This window comes from Brevibacterium sp. MGP-B1 (assembly GCF_057766545.1).
On record NZ_CM173407.1, the window covers coordinates 2,990,544 to 3,007,589 of the forward strand.

The window sequence follows — 17,046 nt, forward strand, 5'->3', positions numbered from 1 at the left end:
AGGAGAACCATGACCCATCCGACCGTCAACGAACTCATCACCCGCTCGAATTCGCTCGGCGCCGACCGTCGCAATACGAACTACGCCGGCGGCAACACCTCGGCCAAAGGCACCGATGTCGACCCGGTGACCGGCGAAGACGTCGAACTCATGTGGGTTAAAGGCTCCGGCGGAGACCTCGGAACGCTGTCTCCCGAAGGTCTCGCGGTCCTCCGCCTCGACCGGCTGCGGGCGATGGAGAACACCTACCCCGGTGTCGACCGCGAAGACGAGATGGTCGCGGCCTTCGACTACACCCTGCACGGCAAGGGCGGAGCCGCACCCTCGATCGACACCGCCATGCACGGACTCGTCGATGCCGCCCACGTCGACCACCTCCATCCGGATTCCGGAATCGCCATCGCCACTGCGGCCGACGGTGAGGAACTGACACAGACGATCTTCGACGGCTTGGTCGTCTGGGTGCCGTGGCGTCGGCCCGGTTTCCAGCTCGGCCTCGATATCGCAGCGATCAAGGCAGAGAACCCGCAGGCCATCGGCACCATCCTGGGAGGTCACGGGATCACGGCGTGGGGAGCCACCTCGGCGGAATCCGAAGCCAACTCACGGTGGATCATCGACACCGCGGCGGCCTATATCGCCGAACACGGCCGTCCCGAGCCTTTCGGCGCGGGCCGCGCCGACTTCGCGGCTCTGCCTGCCGATGAGCGGCGGGCCAAGGCCGCGGCCCTGGCTCCGCACCTGCGCGGGCTCGCTTCGGCGGACAAGACGATGGTCGGGCACTTCACCGATGAACCGGCAGTGCTCGAATTCCTCGCCGGGGAGAAGCTCAACGCTCTGGCCGAACTCGGCACGAGCTGCCCGGACCATTTCCTCCGCACTAAGGTGAAGCCGATGGTCATCGACCTGCCGGCGGCCACCTCGGTGGAAGAAACCATCGCCGCACTCCCGGCACTGCACGAGGCCTACCGAGCCGATTATGCGGCCTATTACGACCGCCACGCCGATGCTGAATCACCCGCCATGCGCGGGGCTGATCCGGCGATCATCCTCGTTCCGGGGGTGGGCATGTTCTCCTATGGCGCGGACAAACAGACAGCGCGAGTCGCTGGCGAGTTCTACGTCAATGCCATCAACGTCATGCGCGGAGCCGAAGCGCTGTCGACCTACGCTCCCATCAGCGAGGCGGAGAAGTTCCGCATCGAATACTGGGCCCTCGAGGAAGCCAAGCTGCAGCGCAGGCCTGCACCCAAGTCGCTGGCCGGTCGCATCGCGTTCGTCACCGGTGCCGCGTCCGGCATCGGCAAGGCGATCGCCACTCGCCTCGTCGCCGAGGGGGCGTGCGTCGTCATCGCCGATCTCGACCGGGCCAAGGCGCAGGAGGTTGCGACCGAGCTCGGCTCGACCGATGTCGCCATCGGTGTCGCCGCCGATGTCTCCGATGAGGGCGGAGTGCAGGCGTCCTTGAATGAGGCGGTGCTCGCCTTCGGCGGTCTCGACCTCATCGTCAATAATGCCGGGCTGTCCCTGTCGAAGTCGCTGTTCGACACGACCGAGGCCGATTGGGACCTCCAGCACAATGTCATGGCCAAGGGGTCGTTCCTCGTGTCGAAGAATGCCGCCCGGATCCTCGTCGACCAAGGGCTCGGCGGTGACATCGTCTACATCTCCTCGAAGAACTCCGTCTTCGCCGGACCGAACAATATCGCCTACTCGGCGACGAAAGCCGATCAAGCTCATCAGGTGCGTCTGCTCGCGGCTGAACTCGGCGAACACGGAATCCGTGTCAACGGCATCAACCCCGACGGCGTGGTGCGCGGTTCGGGAATCTTCGCCGGCGGTTGGGGTGCGCAGCGCGCGAAGACCTATGGGGTGGAGGAGAAGGACCTGGGCAAGTTCTATGCTCAGCGGACCATTCTCGGCCGCGAGGTCGTTCCGGAGAATGTGGCCAACGCCGTCTACGCGCTGTGCACTTCCGACTTCTCGCATACGACCGGCCTGCACGTACCCGTCGACGCCGGTGTCGCCGCGGCCTTCCTGCGCTGAGCCACGTGCGAACGGAGAAACACACGCAAATGGACACCACTGATTCCGCTGTCGGCCTGACTCTCGCCGCGGTCGATCTCGGCGCCACGAGCGGCCGCGTCATCCTAGGCGGGGTGAGCGATGGAGTGTTGCGGATGAAGCCCGTGACTCGGTTCGCCAATGTGCCGCAGCTCTTGCGCGAGAAAATGCACTGGAACATCCAGTCGCTCTTCGCCGAACTGAGCACGGGCCTCCGGGAAGCCATCCTCAGAAGTCCGGGACTCGTGAGCATCGGCATCGACTCGTGGGCCGTCGACTATGGGCTGCTCCGCGGCGGAGAATTGCTCGGGATTCCGCATCACTACCGGGACGGACGGAATCTTCGTGGAGTCGAGCTCGTCCACGAGCGTGTCGCCCCCGATGAGCTCTTCACCCACAACGGGTTGCAGCATCTTGATTTCAACACCGTGTTCCAGTTCGCGGTCGAAGCCGAATCCGGGTTCCTCGACCTCGCCGAGGCGGCACTGCTCGTTCCCGATCTCATCGGCTTCTGGCTGACCGGGCAGATGCGCACCGAGCTGACGAATGCTTCGACGACTGGGCTGCTGTCGATCCGCGACGGAGACTGGGACGCCGATCTCATGGAACGGCTCGGGCTGCCGGCCGATCTTCTGCCCGCCCTCATCTCCCCCGGCGAGAGCATCGGGGAACTGAATGCACCGGTGGCTGCCCGTCTCGGGGCGGCCGACCCGATCCAGGTCACGGCCGTGGGCAGCCATGACACCGCCTCTGCGGTGGTGGCCGTGCCGATGGAACGGCAGAGCTCTGCTTATATCTCCAGCGGCACCTGGTCCTTGGTCGGTCTCGAAATCGACGAACCGGTCGTGACCGAAGAGGCGCGCCGAGCGAACTTCACGAACGAAGGCGGAGTCGACGGAACGATCCGGTTCCTCAAGAACGTGTCCGGTCTGTGGCTGCTCAGCGAATCGATGCGGCAGTGGGAACACGACGCCACCGACGCTCAGCGCAGCTCGGATCTCGAGACCCTCCTCGCCGAGGCAGCCGCAATCACGACGCCTGTGGCTGTGTTCGACCCGTCCGATGACCGATTCACCCCGCCCGGGGACATGCCCACCCGCATCCGCGACTGGTGCCGTGAGCACGGCATCGACCCTCCGCACACCCGCGCCGAGGTGGTCAGGTCCATCCTCGAATCGCTTGCTGCCGCTTATGCTCAGACCATTGCAAAGGCCGAGAAGCTGACGGGCCGGAGTGTGGAGACGATCCACATCGTCGGCGGCGGTTCGCAGAACACGCTGCTCTGCCAGCTCACCGCGAACCGCTCCGGTCGGAAGGTGCTCGCCGGTCCCGTCGAGGCGACGGCGATCGGCAATCTGCTCATCCAGGCCCGAGCGGTCGGTCAGGTCGATCCGACCAGCAGTTTGGACGAGCTTCGTCAGGTCGTGAGGAACTCGTTCGCCGTCACCGAATACCTGCCTGACTGAACAGCGTTACGAACCGCAACGCAAGAAAGAGGCGGCGCCGACCAATTCTGGTCGACGCCGCCTCCTCGTTTCCGATTCAGTGATGAACTGACAGTCTCAGCTCTCGGCACCCACGGCGACGACCATCTTGCCGAAGTTTCCGCCGGTGAGCAGATCGTTGAAGTATTCGGGAGCCTTGTCGAGACCGGGACGGATGTCCTCGCGGAAGCGAACCTTGCCCTCCTTGAGCCAGCCGCTCATGTCCGTAAGGAACTGCGGGGTCAGACGCTCGGCGAACTCGGTCTGGATGAATCCGCGCACGAGCAGCGACTTCGTCAGGATGTTCCCCATGAGCGCTCCCGAACGGTCCGGCCCTTCGGGCAGCGAGGTGAGGTTGTAGTTGGCGACGAGACCGCACACGGGCACGCGAGCGAACGTATTGAGCCGCGGCAGCACAGCGTCGAAGACCTCCCCGCCGACGTTCTCAAAGTAGACGTCGATGCCCTGCGGGACCGCCTCCTTCAGCTCCTGCCGCAGGTTCCCCGTGCGGTGGTCAAGTGCCACGTCGAAGCCGAGCTCTCGCAGGTGAGCGACCTTGTCCGGTCCGCCGGCGATGCCGACGGCAGTCGCTCCCTTGATCTTCGCGATCTGACCGACGACGGATCCGACGGGACCGGTCGCAGCGGCCACGGCCACGGTCTCACCCTCCTTGGGCTGACCGATCTCGAGCAGGCCCGCATACGCAGTGAACCCGGGCATGCCGAGCACACCGAGGTGGGTGGAGATCGGGGCGAGCTCCGGGTCGATCTTGCGCAGGTGTCCGGTCGACTCCACCGAATACTCCTGCCAACCGCCGTAGCCGAGCACGATCTCACCGGCGGCGAAGCCCTCGGCATTGGATTCGACGACCTCGGACACGGTGGCGCCGACCATGACATCGCCGACCTCGACGGGCTTGGCGTAGGACTTCGCGTCCGACATGCGACCGCGCATGTACGGATCGAGCGAGAGGTAGAGGGTGCGCAGCAGCACCTGCCCCTCGCCCGGGGTCGGCACAGGCACCTCGTCGAGCAGGTAGTTCTCTGCAGTGGGAGCGCCCACGGGGCGCGAGTTCAGGCGAATCCGATGGTTGGTCGTCATGGAGACGGTTCCTTTCAGCAGCAGATCATTCTTCACTTGTGTGCTTCATTGAGGTGACAGGCGCATCCGCGACGATCACCGATGCTGTCGGTCATAACAACCATTCGGGATCGCCCGATGTTCCTGATCGAACGATTTTTCTGACACCGAGGCGGCACCCAGTCGAGCCTTCCCCACCAGATCGCGAGCCACCGTCTCCCAATCGGGATCGAGGGCCCACCCGAAATCGCCGAGGTGGTTGAGCAGATGGCTGCCATTGTCCCGGATGATCTCCGACCATTCCTTCGGCCACGCGCCAAAGTTCGCCGCCGCGGCGAGTTCGTCGACGTCCTTGAACACGGCACCGGTCGGATCGAGCCGGCCGTCCTCGGTATGCAGTGGCATAGAGGCGATCGGGAAGGTGATATCGAGGATGTGATCGCTGGTGAACAGCGCATCATCGCTGCGGCGGTGCGTGGTCTCAAGATTGATGTACCACTCGACCCGCACGCCTCCGGACTCTGGACGATCGACATCATCCCCAGCATCTTTGAGCAGCACCCATACGGAGAACGGAGCTTCGGGCGGGACGATCTTGAGCACTCCACGACCCTGCCACGTGCCCTCGACGTTGATCCTCGTCGGCGCCTCGGCGATGGGACGAAACCGTGCCTTCAACGGCACATCGTGGGCGTTCGTGTCTTCCCACCCGACGATGCGGGTCTCCTGCGTCGGCGTACCCCCTGCCAACCACAGAACAGAACCGGACGGCCCGTCGGCGATGACACGCATCGGGCGGGCCACCTCGGCGAGGTCGCGGTCAAAATCGAAACGCCGGAACGTCCAGGTCACGGTCTGTCCCGGAGTCCAGTACGGCGCCTTCCCCACGGGTCTGACCTGGGACGGAGTGGGGATCGTGAATGGATCGCGCAGGCTCATGCGGGCAGTCTATGCGTCGGGCATGGGCGAGCGCTGAAGACCTGGGCGGCGAGGTCATAGAGTGGGGCCATGAACGACTCCGATGACGCAGCGACTCAGACTCCCTCGGCCGCCCAGACCGCACCCACTCTCCCGACCGCGAACCCCGCCCCGGGGACGACGATCGGTCGGACTTTCGAGGTCCCGGACACGATGACTGCTCCCCCACGCACCGATGCCGAGGTGCCCGACTACGTCCGCGCCCTCGGCCTGCCCGGACTCGCCGACATCCATGTCCACTTCCTTCCGCAGAACGTGCTCGACAAGGTGTGGGAGTACTTCGACAACGCCTCGGACAACTACGGCCGCGACTGGCCGATCACCTACCGGTACGATACGGACACTCGTCTGGATATCGTCCGCGAGCTCGGCCTGCGCGCAATCCCGGCCCTGACCTACCCGCACAAACCCGGAATGGCCGCGTGGCTGAATGAATGGAACGCCGAGTTCGCCGCCGCCCACGACGATGTCATCCACTGCGGCACCCTCTATGCCGAACCCGAATCGGCCGATTACGTCCCGGCCACGCTTGCCGCCGGGGCGAAGCTGTTCAAGGTCCACGTTCAGGTCGGTGTGTTCTCTCCCGACGACGAGGTCCTCGACCCTGCGTGGAAGGCACTCGAAGAGGCCCGAGTGCCGATCGTCATCCACGCCGGATCCGCTCCCCTGCCGGGCACGTACACCGGGCCGCAGGCTGTGGCGAACGTCCTGGCCAAGTTCCCGCAGTTGAAGTTCGTCATCGCCCATATGGGAATGCCCGAGTACGATGAGTTCGCCGATCTCGCCGAGAGCTTCGACAACGTCTATCTCGATACGACGATGTTCGCGTCCGGGTATTTCTCCACCCCCGCCGAGGTGATCCCCGCCTACCGCGAACGACTGGCCAGGCTTGAGGACAAGGTCATCCTCGGCTCTGATTTCCCGAACATCCCCTATCCCTATGTCGATCAGATCTCCGGACTGGCAGGGCTGGGTCTCGGCGATGATTGGATGCGCTCGGTGCTGTGGACCAACGGCGCGAAGGTGCTCGGGCTCGGCTGAGTCTCAGCCGTCGCGGGGCACTCGGTCGGCGCCGACGACCCCGGTGAGCATCTCCTCGGCGATAGGTGCACCGCGTCGGATGACGCTGATCTGACCGGTCGATTCGAGGATCACGCACGCCACCTCATCGCGGTTGCGGATGCCGGCAGATCGCAGTTTGGCGATGAGTTCGTCGTGGTCGACGTGGCTCTTCGACAGGTTGTCCGTGAGGATCTCACGACCGGCCATGAGCACCACCGCCGGGGAGTTGACGACGCTACGCACGAACCCGAAGCGTCGGCCGAATCCGCTGAGCGCCTGCAGGATCAGCAGGGTCGCCAGACCCAGGATTCCGGCCGCCAGGGTCGGGGTATCGCCGAGGATGGACCGCCCGATGATCGCTCCCATCGCGATGATCGCGGCCACGTCGAAGCTCGACAGGCTCGCCAGAGTGCGCTGGCCGAAGATGCGCAAGAGCAGAATGATCCCGAAGTAGAAGGCCACGCATGAGACGACGATCCTGACTGCGTCGACCCAGTTGAGCCCGTATTCCATCCAATCCATGACAACCTCCGGAACGGATGATACGCCTGCCCCGGAATCGGGGCTCTGCATTGCGCCTGAAGTTCAGTGCCTCGCACCCGGTTCAACGCCTCGTCTGGGCCTCAGACCGAGCGCAGCCATTCGTCGACGGTCACGTCGGACATCCTCGGTGACGGTGGGATGAGTCCGTCGCGGGCCATCGGTCCGGGCAGGGGAATGCCCACGATCTTCGAACGCCTGGTCCCGGCTTTCCGGGCACGTGCCTCGGCAAGTCGGCGGGCGATCTCAGCGAAGTCGCTGATCTCAGGACCGGCGACCTCGATGGTGCCCCGCTCGCGCGCGTCGATGGCTTCGGCCATCATGCGGGCCGCCTCGGTGACTGCCAGGGCCCGCACGCGCATCTTCGGCACGAAGCGCAGCGGCCCGGCCTTGATCGTCATCGTGTCGACGAGTTCGAACCACTGAGCCGACCGGAACATCAGCAGCTGCTCCTCCGGGATGAGCCGGCGAAAGATGCGCTCCTGCATGGCTTTGCCCTGGTAGTAGCCCATCAGCCGCGACTCGGCTGCCTCGGGGCGGAACGCAATCGACAGGACGGCCACGGAGGTGCCGAGCCTCTCAGCAGCAGCCTCGGCGATCGAACGGGAGCTGCGTGAGAAGAAGTCAATCGCCTTCTGGGCGTTCGTCGTCAGCTGGTTGACGCAATCAACGAGGACGTCGCTGCCTTCCGCCGCCTCGGCGACTCCCTGCCCGGTCACCGTGTCGACCCCGCTCCCGCGGTGAGCGGCGATAACAGTGTGTCCGCGTTCGCGCAGCTGGGGCACCAACTGCGCGCCGAAGGTTCCGGTGGCTCCATAGACGGTGATCTGCATGATCGTCGGCCCCTCAGACGAAGCACGGGCGGGCCCGAAGTCGAGCCCGCCCGTGCGCCGGTCGTTTCTCAGTTCTGGTTGACTGTGACGGTACCAGTATCGGCTGTGGCCGAGATCGGAACGAGGATCTTGCCCTTGGCTTCCTTCGGGTCGTCCGCCACGTCGTACTTCTTCAGATCGGAGGCGAGGTCGACGGTGCCGTCATTGGACTTCGCGTTGATCCGGTAGAAGAAGTCCTTATCCAGCTCTTCTGAGGTGAGCTTGAGATTCGGCACTCGCATGTCGATCGAGCCCTCTTCTGTCTTCGCGATGATTCCGCCGGTGGGCATCGCCTGATTGGTGAAGTCGAGGTCGACGGTTCCCGTCGAACTGACCACGTCGATGCGGTCGCTGACGGTGAGGTTCTCGCCTTCGATGGCACCGACCCCGGTCTTGGCCGACACCGTCCCGAAGTCACCGTCCAGGTAGGTGGCACCCCAATCGCTCGTGGTCCGCACCTTCTCAGCCGAACCGGTCACGTTCGCGGTTCCACCGCCGGTGTCGGCGTTGATCTCGGCGAAGTCACCGGTGACATCGAAACGGCCGTAGTTGCCGTCGAAGTCCAGCGCAAGGTCTTTCGCCTCACTGGTCGGGATGGTGACGGTCAACCGGGTGTTCTCGAGTTTTCCGCCGTTCTTCACGGCCACCTCGGCGGTATCGGCTCGACTGTCGACCTCAAGGTTCGCGGAGCTGTCACGGGGACCTGTGCCGGTGAGCTTCACGGTCGCCTCGGCGACGTCGGCGGTCTTGATCTCGACGGCACCACCGGAGTCGAGGCCGATCTTGAGTTCCTTCATCGCCTTCGGCAGCGGTTCGGACGATTCGATCCGCCCGTAGTCGAGGCGGGAAGCACCTTGGGCGGTGCTGACGATGACGGGGACGAGGAGGACGACGGCGGCGAGGATGATCAGGACCGCGCGCAGACCGACGCGAGCGGATTCGCTGATGCGCACTGTGGCAGGCATTCTAGGCTCCGAGGAATGTGAGGACGGCGAGGACTCGGCGGTTCTCCGAGGTGTCGGCGGTGAGGCCGAACTTCGTGAACACCGAGGAGATGTGCTTTTCTACGGCACCGGCACTGAGGTAGAGGGTGCCGGCGATCGCGGCGTTGGACTTGCCTTCGGCCATGAGCTGGAGGACTTCGATCTCGCGGGGGCTCAGGGTCGAGAGTCCGTCCTTCTTGCGCGTGCGCACGAGGATCTGGGACACGACCTCCGGGTCGAGAACGGTGCCGCCGCCTGCGACCTCGTCGACGGCGGTGAGGAAGTCTTCGACGTCGGCGACACGGTCTTTGAGCAGGTAGCCGAAGCCGCCGGTGTTCTCGGCGATGAGTTCGGACGCGTACTGCTCCTCCACGTACTGGCTGAACACGAGGACCTTGACGTCCGGGTTCTGCTTGCGGATGAGTACGGCGGCGCGGATGCCTTCGTCGGTGAACGTCGGGGGCATGCGCACGTCGATGACTGCGAGGTCCGGCGGATCGTTGTGGACGACTGCGAGGAGTTCGTTGGCGTCGGGCACGGCGGCGATGACCTCATGTCCGGCGTCGGCGAGCAGCCTTTCGAGTCCGGCCCGCAGGACGGCAGAGTCTTCAGCGATTACGATGCGCATGGCACCTCCACAACTACAGTCGTTGGCCCACCTGCGGGGCTGGTCAGGTTCAGTGTGCCACGAGCGGCTTCGACCCGGTCGATGAGACCGGCGATCCCGGTGTGACGCCCGGTGCGGTCGACACGTGCACCGCCGTGGCCGTTGTCGGTGACGACGATCTGCACACCGGTCTCGGTCGGGGCGATGAACACGCTCGCCCGGGTGGCGCCGGAGTGCTTGGCGATGTTCGTCAGGCATTCGGCGACGACGAAGTAGGACACGGCCTCGGCTTCGCGCCCGATCCGACCTTCGAGGCGGACATCGACGTCGACGGGGATCGTCGACCGTCCGGCCAGGGCGGAGACGGCGGCGTCGAGTCCGCGGTCGGTGAGGACGGCGGGGTGGATTCCGCGGGCCAACTGGCGGAGTTCGTTGACGATGCCCTTGGCTTCGGTATGGGCTTCGGCCACGAGTTCCTTCGCCTTCTCCGGATCGGAGTCGATCTTCGACTTCGCCATGCCCAAGGTCATGGTCAGAGCGACGAGGCGGGGCTGGGCTCCGTCGTGGAGGTCGCGTTCGATGCGCAGACGTTCCGCCGCGGCCGCCTCGAGGCCTGCCATGCGGGCCCGGTCGAGTTCGGTGACTTCGGCCTGCAGCGCCACGGTGCGGGCCGGTGCGAGCAGCGCCCGGTCGAGGGCGCGATCGAGCAGCGGGGCGAACCACAGGATGGCCAGGGAGCTGGCGAGGACGATGACGGAGCCGATGGCCACACCGATGCGGGCCGGTCCGTCGATGGTTTCGCCGATGAAGAAGGTGTTGACTCCATGGGGGTTGATGGCCGCGAAGATGCCGAAGATGGAACCGCAGATTGCCGCAATGGTGCCGGCGACGACGATCAGGCCGAGGAGCATCTTGATGTAGTGGTGGGCGGTCGAGCGCCAGAAGGCACCGGATTTCACCTGCAGCCAGCGATTGTGGAGGAAGCGGCCCATGCCGGGATCGCGATTGCTGCTTTCGATCTTCGGGACGGGGATCTTATCGGAGTAGATGAGTTCGGCCCGGTAGCGTTCGGCATTGTTCGCGCCCTGCTGGACGAGGACCCAGACGAGGAGAGCGAGGACGCCGAGCCCGAGGGCGAAGATGCCGCCGATTCCGGTGAACAGCAGACCCAGCGGGATCCACGCCCAGATCAGGGCGAGGACGGCGGAGAGCACGAGGTTCGCGACGCCGATGATTCCAGTCGGGCGTTTGGGCCAGGTGATGGGTCCGTCGGCGGGGATCTCGGTGACCTCGTCCCGGCTCAGCGGCAGTGAGCCGGTGACCGGGGCGTAGGCAACGGGGTCACGTTTGGGCTTCATCCGCCGAGGCGGCCGCGGGCGTGGCATCGGCTGTGCCATCGGCATGGGCTGTGCGTGCGGAGCGGACTGTGCATGCGGCATGGGCTGCGCATGCGGCGCGGGTTGTGCGTGCGGAGTGTGCCCGCCGAACTGCGGGCTGGGTTGTGGTGCTGGGCGCGGTCCGGGTTGAGGGGCGCGGCCGGTGGGGTAGTTCGGGTTGCTCGAAGGCGCGTACCCGGATGATGCGGCCTGAGCCGAGGGATGGGTGCGGGGGCCCGGCCTCGCAGGAGCCGTCGGATGGGTGTAGGTGACCGGCCTCGTGGGATTCATCGGCGGGTGGTCAGGACGCTGGGCCTGGTCACCGGCCCCCATCACTCGGGTCGAGCCCGTCGCGAACGGCACGTCGAGGTCGACGGGTTTCGTCCGGAACTCTCCTGCTTCGCGAGCGGTCGGTTCGTCGACGGCTGCTGCGTCGACTTCGGTGGTCGGCGGTGCATTGACGATCGCTTCGGCGCTGATTGACTCTTTGCGCTGTGGGGGTTGAGGCTCCTGCGGATCGGGGCCGAGCGGCTCCTGATCCTGCGGGTTCTCGGGGGTCTTCTCACTCATAGCAAATACGCTACGGGAGCCGCGGGCTCGCGAACAGCACGAAGACCTCCGACCCCACGTCGGGTTTTCCCGACACCCTGTGACCGGCCCCACTGGATCTCCAGGTGGACGCTGGAGCCCCGGACCGCATCAGCCGCGTCTCTGCGCGCGACGTGTCTGAGCATCCCTCACCCTTCGCGACGAATCACCTCGCTGCAACGCGGTGGTGTGCAGCGAAGGGTGAGGGACGCCGAAGCACCGGGAGGAAGTGTCGCTCCCGGTACGTGATGCCGTCGGCTATACGGGGACCGCAGCCGCTCGAGACGAGACGTGGCGCTGTCCCGCAGAAGCGGTATGTGCGGCTCCGTCGGCAGGACTCGCGCCCGCATCACCGGACGTGGCGTCGAGCGCCTGCGCAAGATCGGCGAGGATGTCTTCGACGTCTTCGATCCCGACGGACAGCCGGATGAACCTGCCGGAGACGCTCACCTCGCTGCCGGCCACGGACAGGTGCGTCATCGTCGCCGGGTGGTCGATGAGGGACTCGACTCCTCCGAGCGATTCGGCCAGAGTGACGAGCTTCGTGTTCGCCACCAGGGACAGCGCCCGCTCCTCGGTGTCGGTGCGCAGGGACACCACTCCTCCGAACCCACTCATCTGCCGCTTCGCCACCTCGTGCCCCGGGTGCGAGGGCAGGCCCGGGTAGATCACTTCGGCCACCTCGTCGCGGGTCTCGAGCCATTCGGCCACCGCCTGCGCGTTGGCACAGTGCGCTTTCATCCGCACCGGCAGGGTCTTGATCCCGCGCCTGGTCAGCCACGCGTCGAACGGGGAGATGCCCAGCCCGACGGACGCGAGGTGGCCTTCGAGACGGTCGACCACCTCGGCGGCGCGGGGACAGCTCGTCCCGTCACCGGTGAGGACCGCCCCGCCGATGACATCGGAGTGCCCGTTGATGAACTTCGTCGTCGAGTGGACGACGATATCGGCGCCGAGCTCGAGCGGACGCTGGAGCACCGGAGTCGCGAAGGTGGAGTCCACGGCCAGGAGCGCGTTCGCTCGGTGGGCGAGGCGGGCCGCCTCGGCGATATCGATGATGTCGAGCCCGGGGTTGCTCGGGGTCTCGACCCAGATGATCGCGGTGTTGTCGTTGATGGCGGCGGCGAGCGCCGCGGTGTCGGTGAGGTCGACGGTGCGGATGACCACGCCCCAGCGGACGTACTCGTTCTGCAGGAGCCGGAAGGTCCCGCCGTAGACGTCGCGGGGCAGGATGACCTCGTCACCGGGACGCAGCAGAGAAGAGAACACGGCCACCTCGGCGGAGGTTCCCGAGTTGACGGCCGCGGCGAACGACGCGCCTTCCAATTCGCACAGCGCCTGCTCGAGGTCGCTGCGGTTCGGCGTGCCCGTGCGCGCGTAGTCGAAGCCGGCGCGGGTCTCTCCCGGGGTGTCCATCATGAAGGTGGAGGTCTGGAAGATCGGGGCCACGACCGAACCGGTGTGCGCCTCGGGCATGGCTCCCGAGTGCACCGATCGGGTCGAGATTCCGGCGGGTGTGGTGGGTTCGAAACGGGGTGAACTCACGGCGGATCCTTCCTTCACTGATGGGCACCGCTGCATCTGCGGTGTGATTCAGTGTGAGTGCCCCAGATGCGCTCGCGCGAACGCGCCGTCTCGGATGGTCACGTCGCGTCATATGTCGTCGATGAATGTCATTTTTCGACGTAGAAGGTCGGCATCCCTCGCCGAGGCGATCCGCCGACTCGTACGCACGCGACGTGATCGTCGTTCGTTCCCACCGTGGCAGCTCTCTGTGACGATCGAGCAGTCCCACTGCCGGTCGCCGGTCACCCGGCCAGGAGCTCCCGACGGTAGGACCCTGCCGCCACGGCGTGGAGGATCGCCCCGGCAATGCGCTCATTGTCAGCGAACACGGGGGCACCCGTCTGCGGGCGGGTGAAGGCCTCGGCCGTCGATCCGGAGACCGCGGGACCCAGCAGGAACAGATCGCCTTGTGTCCGACCGTGTGCGTCGAGCGCGCGACCGGCCCCGTCGGTGCGCAGCTTCGCGCGCGCCGCGGTCTCGAGCAGCAGTCGGCCGTCCGCCCGCAGTGCTTCGAGGACCGGATCGGCTGCCTTCTCCGCACTCTGCCGAGCCAGGCGGGCATCGACGAGGTGAGTGAAGGTCTTCGCCTCCGGGTGAGCAGTGGAGCGGGCGGTGAAACCGGCAGCATCGGCGTCGATGCTCAACCCGGGACCGAAGAACCGAACGAGACCCGCTTCGTGGAGAGCGAGGATCTGTCTGACTCTCTTCGGCGGCGGGCCGCTGCCGATGAACGAGAACAGGGAATGAAAGCTGCCTTCGACGGACTCCGTGCGATCGCCATTGCTGACTCGACCGTCGCGGACGAGCATCCTGATCTGCACATATGCCTTGACCAGAGCGGTGAAGACGGCGAGGTCGGCAGAGTGGTGCACATCGGCACTGCGCTTGAGTTGCCCGGAGATGTGGTTGCGCACGCTCGCCTCTGCAGAAGAGAGATCATCGCAGCGCAGATCGGCCAGCGGACGGTTGATGCGGTCCAGGTCGAACAGATCGGCCTCGTCTGTGATGACGTCGCGGGCGGCCTCGGCGATGGTCTCGAAGACGGCGCCGGTGGTGGCTTCGGCCCCGTTCGCACCGATGCGGCCTGAACGGACCCGTTCGGCGGTTGCGTCGATGCGCTCGAGCAGTTCGGGAGCGTCGATGCCGCGCTTCCACAGCACGTGTTCGTAGTGGGCATAGGTGAGTTCGAGTTCGAACAGCGGACCGAGCACCGCATCGAAGTCGATGAACCGGAAACTCTCGCCGAGGCGGTGCCCACCTCCGCGACGGCCCCCTCCCACGCCGCCGGTTCCGTCAGCCACGCGGTCCAAGTACCGCAGTGCCACCGCCGGTGCGCCTGGAACATCGGCCTGACTGTAGCCGAGCTTCGGACTGTAGGAGACCCCACGGGAGGATCCCACCCACAGCACCGGTTCGGTGCCGGAGGGCCGGTAGCGAAGCCGTTCTCCGTCGTCGACGAACTCACCGCCGCGACCCTCGGTGACCATGACCATGAAGTCGAGGAACGCGAGTCCGAAACCGCGGGTGAGCACCTCAGCGCCGGCCGGGATGCTGCTGAAGTCGAGGTCGGCCGTGTATCCGGGAGCCTGGTAGTACAGGTCACGTCCTGCCGAGGCGGCCGCACGGTCGGCCAGGACCGCATCCTGCTCGGCGGTGTGCATATCGAGATGCCCCTGAGCCGAGACCAGGACATCGGTGGCGATCTCCCTACCGATAGAGGTGGTGACCACGAAGCCGCGGTCGTCATCGCCGCGGCGCACCTCCTCGGCGCGGGCACGGTGGATGTGCACCTCGGCGCCGAGCCGATCGAGAGCGAGTTCGAAGGCCGCCGACAGGTAGTGGCCCTGGACCCGGCGGCTGGCGAACGATTGGGAGTCGAGCCCTGCCGCCTCGCAGCCGAGGCCCACCTGCGTCAGGCGCTCCCGACCGGGCCCGTGAATCCACTCATGCAGGGTCGGTCCCATGATGCCGGGATTCTCGAGCAGGCAGGACTCGTCCGGGAAGATCGTGATGTCCTCGGTGCGTGAGTTCATCCACAGGTGCGGCGACTGCTCGGTCCGCCAGATCCGCCCGGCTCCGGCCGGGTACGGGTCGACGAGGTGGATGCGCAGGCCTGCCCCGGCGTTCGCGGACGCGGCGATCGCAAGCAGGATGCCCAGGGTCTTCGGACCGGCCCCGATGAAGGTGAGGTCGGCGCGGTGCCTGCCCGAATCGGATGCCGTCGACGCATCACCGCCGGTCGTGAGGTCCACCGCAGCCGACGTCTTACGCATCGGCATAGAGGCTCACGGCCGGGACGAGTCCGAGGCGGCCGCGCAGATCGCTCGCGTTGCTGCCGCCGCCCAGTGCCGCGACGACCTCAGGGGTGTCCCGCAGTCCCGCCGCGTGCAGGGCTGGCAGGATCTCGGAGACGAGGCGGACGCTGAAGTCGAGTTGATTCTCAGCTGACGCGGTCAGCAACACCCCCGAGGCCCCGCGTTCGACGAGGATGCGCACGGAGCCGACGAGCTCGGCCACCTCGGCGCGGGTCGTCGGTGCCGGCAGGACGGTGAGCACCGGCACTCCGGGGTCGAGTTCGGTGCGCAGATCCTCGAGCGAGACGGTGCCGGCGGCCTCGTCGGCGAGGACGACGTCGGCGGCGCCGCGGGCCGCCTCGTTGCCGGTCTCGGCGCGGACGATGATCGGCGGGTGGCCCTGCGGCGGGCGCGGCGTGATCGAGGGGCCGAGCACCGAGTAGTCGACTCCCGTCGAGTCCTGGACCTGCGCTTCGATGTAGTGGAGGCGGTCGCGATCGATGTACCGGTCGGTGGCCTCGTCGCGGATGATCGCGTCGTCGTCCCAGGAGTCCCAGAGTCGGCGGATGACGTCGATGACGGATGCGGCCTCGGCCCAGGCAGCGGGTGCAGGGGCGGGGCCGCGTCGACCGAAGAGGGCCGCCTCGGCGGGGGTGGATGAGATGCCCACGGCGAGTCCGGCACGGGCCCGGGCCGCGTAGTCGAGCGTCGCCGAGGCGGTCGCGAGGTGGAAGGGCTCGAGATGGGTGGCGCGGACCTCGGGGACGATCCCGAGCCTGCTGGTCAGCGGGCCGAGCCAGGAGGCGAACTCGAGCGCGTCGTATCCGGTGAAGTCATCGGGGACGAGGGCGAAGTCCGCATGTCCGTCAAGGGTCTTCGCGGTCGCCGGGCCCGTGGTCGGGTCGGGAGTCAGCGTGGTGGCGATGATGACGCTCATGAGGGGTTCCTGTCGGTCGTGATCGGGGCGGTGATGAGGGATTCGGCGGCGGTTGCCTCGGCGTGGGTGCAGGACCGTGCGCGGACGGTCAGTTCCGAGTCGAACTGGTCGATCGCGTCGATGACGTCGCGTTCGACGGACTGATCGATGCGCGGCGGGGTCGTGTCCGTGGCCGGGAGGATGTTGCTCGATGCGACGAAGCGTCCGCGGCCGATCGAGCTCGCCCCGAGGGTGGCCAGCAGCGGTTTGAGGCCGTAGTCGAGGGCGAGGACGTGGGCGGCGGATCCGCCGGTGAGCAGCGGCAGCACGGGTTTGCCGTGCAGGGCGTCCATCGGCAGCAGGTCGACGAAGACCTTGAGCAGTCCGGTGTACGTGGCCTTGAAGACCGGGGACCCGACGACCACCGCGTCGGCGGCGGCGACCGTGGCCTGCGCCGAGGCGATGAGACCGTCACTTCCATCGCCGGCCAGGAGGGGGCCGGCGGGCAGGTGGCGGAGTTTGATGAATTCCGCACGGTGGCCGTACTGGCCGAGCCTGCGGGCGATGAACTCGAGGAGCGCTTCGGTCTTCGAGTTCTCCGAGGGGCTGGCCGAGAGCAGGACGACACGCGACATG

Annotated in this window: 14 protein-coding genes; 3 read left to right on the forward strand and 11 right to left on the reverse strand. The window is 66.4% G+C overall.

What is annotated here, in order from left to right:
• Positions 1–9 precede the first annotated feature (9 nt).
• Both AC3CD9_RS13680 and AC3CD9_RS13685 read left to right on the forward strand, forming a co-directional pair.
• Positions 10–2,046, forward strand: a complete 2,037-nt coding sequence (locus AC3CD9_RS13680) for a bifunctional aldolase/short-chain dehydrogenase (protein ID WP_488364428.1) — start codon at positions 10–12, stop codon at positions 2,044–2,046.
• A gap of 29 nt (positions 2,047–2,075) precedes the next feature.
• Entirely contained in the window at positions 2,076–3,530 is a 1,455-nt protein-coding gene (locus AC3CD9_RS13685; protein ID WP_488364429.1) for a rhamnulokinase, read from the forward strand.
• Between the two features lie 96 nt (positions 3,531–3,626).
• Here AC3CD9_RS13685 and AC3CD9_RS13690 read toward each other — a convergent pair whose 3' ends face one another.
• Together AC3CD9_RS13690 and AC3CD9_RS13695 are read right to left on the reverse strand one after the other, a co-directional pair.
• Entirely contained in the window at positions 3,627–4,649 is a 1,023-nt protein-coding gene (locus AC3CD9_RS13690; protein ID WP_488364430.1) for an NADP-dependent oxidoreductase, read from the reverse strand.
• Between the two features lie 75 nt (positions 4,650–4,724).
• Positions 4,725–5,567: a ribonuclease FAU-1 family protein gene (locus AC3CD9_RS13695; protein WP_488364431.1), complete on the reverse strand. Its 843-nt coding sequence runs from the start codon at positions 5,565–5,567 to the stop codon at positions 4,725–4,727.
• A gap of 69 nt (positions 5,568–5,636) precedes the next feature.
• On the opposite strand from AC3CD9_RS13695, the gene AC3CD9_RS13700 reads away from it, so the two are divergent.
• Complete coding sequence (locus tag AC3CD9_RS13700) at positions 5,637–6,647, forward strand: amidohydrolase family protein (protein ID WP_488364432.1); 1,011 nt, start codon at positions 5,637–5,639, stop codon at positions 6,645–6,647.
• 3 nt (positions 6,648–6,650) lie between these two features.
• Here the strand turns inward: AC3CD9_RS13700 and AC3CD9_RS13705 are convergent, their stop codons facing one another.
• From AC3CD9_RS13705 to ssuE, 9 genes are all read right to left on the reverse strand, one after another.
• The gene (locus AC3CD9_RS13705; protein ID WP_259357258.1) at positions 6,651–7,190 is read right to left on the reverse strand and encodes a DUF421 domain-containing protein; all 540 of its coding nucleotides are present in this window, start codon (positions 7,188–7,190) and stop codon (positions 6,651–6,653) included.
• Between the two features lie 101 nt (positions 7,191–7,291).
• Complete coding sequence (locus AC3CD9_RS13710; RefSeq protein ID WP_488364433.1) at positions 7,292–8,041, reverse strand: SDR family oxidoreductase; 750 nt, start codon at positions 8,039–8,041, stop codon at positions 7,292–7,294.
• A 68-nt stretch (positions 8,042–8,109) separates the two neighbouring features.
• Entirely contained in the window at positions 8,110–9,045 is a 936-nt protein-coding gene (locus tag AC3CD9_RS13715; protein ID WP_488364434.1) for a DUF4097 family beta strand repeat-containing protein, read from the reverse strand.
• A 1-nt stretch (position 9,046) separates the two neighbouring features.
• A complete protein-coding gene (locus AC3CD9_RS13720) occupies positions 9,047–9,691 on the reverse strand; it encodes a response regulator transcription factor (RefSeq protein ID WP_139909223.1) in 645 nt (214 codons plus the stop codon).
• Entirely contained in the window at positions 9,679–11,616 is a 1,938-nt protein-coding gene (locus AC3CD9_RS13725) for a sensor histidine kinase (protein ID WP_488364435.1), read from the reverse strand. The genes AC3CD9_RS13720 and AC3CD9_RS13725 overlap by 13 nt, the downstream gene beginning before the upstream one ends.
• Positions 11,617–11,892: 276 nt before the next feature.
• Complete coding sequence (locus tag AC3CD9_RS13730) at positions 11,893–13,179, reverse strand: trans-sulfuration enzyme family protein (protein ID WP_488364436.1); 1,287 nt, start codon at positions 13,177–13,179, stop codon at positions 11,893–11,895.
• Between the two features lie 263 nt (positions 13,180–13,442).
• Positions 13,443–15,473: an FAD/NAD(P)-binding protein gene (locus AC3CD9_RS13735; RefSeq protein WP_488364438.1), complete on the reverse strand. Its 2,031-nt coding sequence runs from the start codon at positions 15,471–15,473 to the stop codon at positions 13,443–13,445.
• The gene (locus AC3CD9_RS13740) at positions 15,466–16,431 is read right to left on the reverse strand and encodes an LLM class flavin-dependent oxidoreductase (protein ID WP_488364440.1); all 966 of its coding nucleotides are present in this window, start codon (positions 16,429–16,431) and stop codon (positions 15,466–15,468) included. Before AC3CD9_RS13740 ends, AC3CD9_RS13735 begins: the two co-directional genes overlap by 8 nt.
• Positions 16,428–17,045, reverse strand: a complete 618-nt coding sequence (gene ssuE / locus AC3CD9_RS13745; protein ID WP_488364442.1) for an NADPH-dependent FMN reductase — start codon at positions 17,043–17,045, stop codon at positions 16,428–16,430. Before ssuE ends, AC3CD9_RS13740 begins: the two co-directional genes overlap by 4 nt.
• Position 17,046 lies beyond the last annotated feature (1 nt).

Bases quoted from the DNA above. Each gene is read 5' to 3' on its own strand.
- AC3CD9_RS13680 (WP_488364428.1), top strand. From the start codon at position 10: ATGACCCATCCGACCGTCAACGAACTCATCACCCGCTCGAATTCGCTC.
- AC3CD9_RS13685 (WP_488364429.1), top strand. From the start codon at position 2,076: ATGGACACCACTGATTCCGCTGTCGGCCTGACTCTCGCCGCGGTCGAT.
- AC3CD9_RS13690 (WP_488364430.1), bottom strand. From the start codon at position 4,649: ATGACGACCAACCATCGGATTCGCCTGAACTCGCGCCCCGTGGGCGCT.
- AC3CD9_RS13695 (WP_488364431.1), bottom strand. From the start codon at position 5,567: ATGAGCCTGCGCGATCCATTCACGATCCCCACTCCGTCCCAGGTCAGA.
- AC3CD9_RS13700 (WP_488364432.1), top strand. From the start codon at position 5,637: ATGAACGACTCCGATGACGCAGCGACTCAGACTCCCTCGGCCGCCCAG.
- AC3CD9_RS13705 (WP_259357258.1), bottom strand. From the start codon at position 7,190: ATGGATTGGATGGAATACGGGCTCAACTGGGTCGACGCAGTCAGGATC.
- AC3CD9_RS13710 (WP_488364433.1), bottom strand. From the start codon at position 8,041: ATGCAGATCACCGTCTATGGAGCCACCGGAACCTTCGGCGCGCAGTTG.
- AC3CD9_RS13715 (WP_488364434.1), bottom strand. From the start codon at position 9,045: ATGCCTGCCACAGTGCGCATCAGCGAATCCGCTCGCGTCGGTCTGCGC.
- AC3CD9_RS13720 (WP_139909223.1), bottom strand. From the start codon at position 9,691: ATGCGCATCGTAATCGCTGAAGACTCTGCCGTCCTGCGGGCCGGACTC.
- AC3CD9_RS13725 (WP_488364435.1), bottom strand. From the start codon at position 11,616: ATGAGTGAGAAGACCCCCGAGAACCCGCAGGATCAGGAGCCGCTCGGC.
- AC3CD9_RS13735 (WP_488364438.1), bottom strand. From the start codon at position 15,473: ATGCGTAAGACGTCGGCTGCGGTGGACCTCACGACCGGCGGTGATGCG.
- AC3CD9_RS13740 (WP_488364440.1), bottom strand. From the start codon at position 16,431: ATGAGCGTCATCATCGCCACCACGCTGACTCCCGACCCGACCACGGGC.
- ssuE (WP_488364442.1), bottom strand. From the start codon at position 17,045: ATGTCGCGTGTCGTCCTGCTCTCGGCCAGCCCCTCGGAGAACTCGAAG.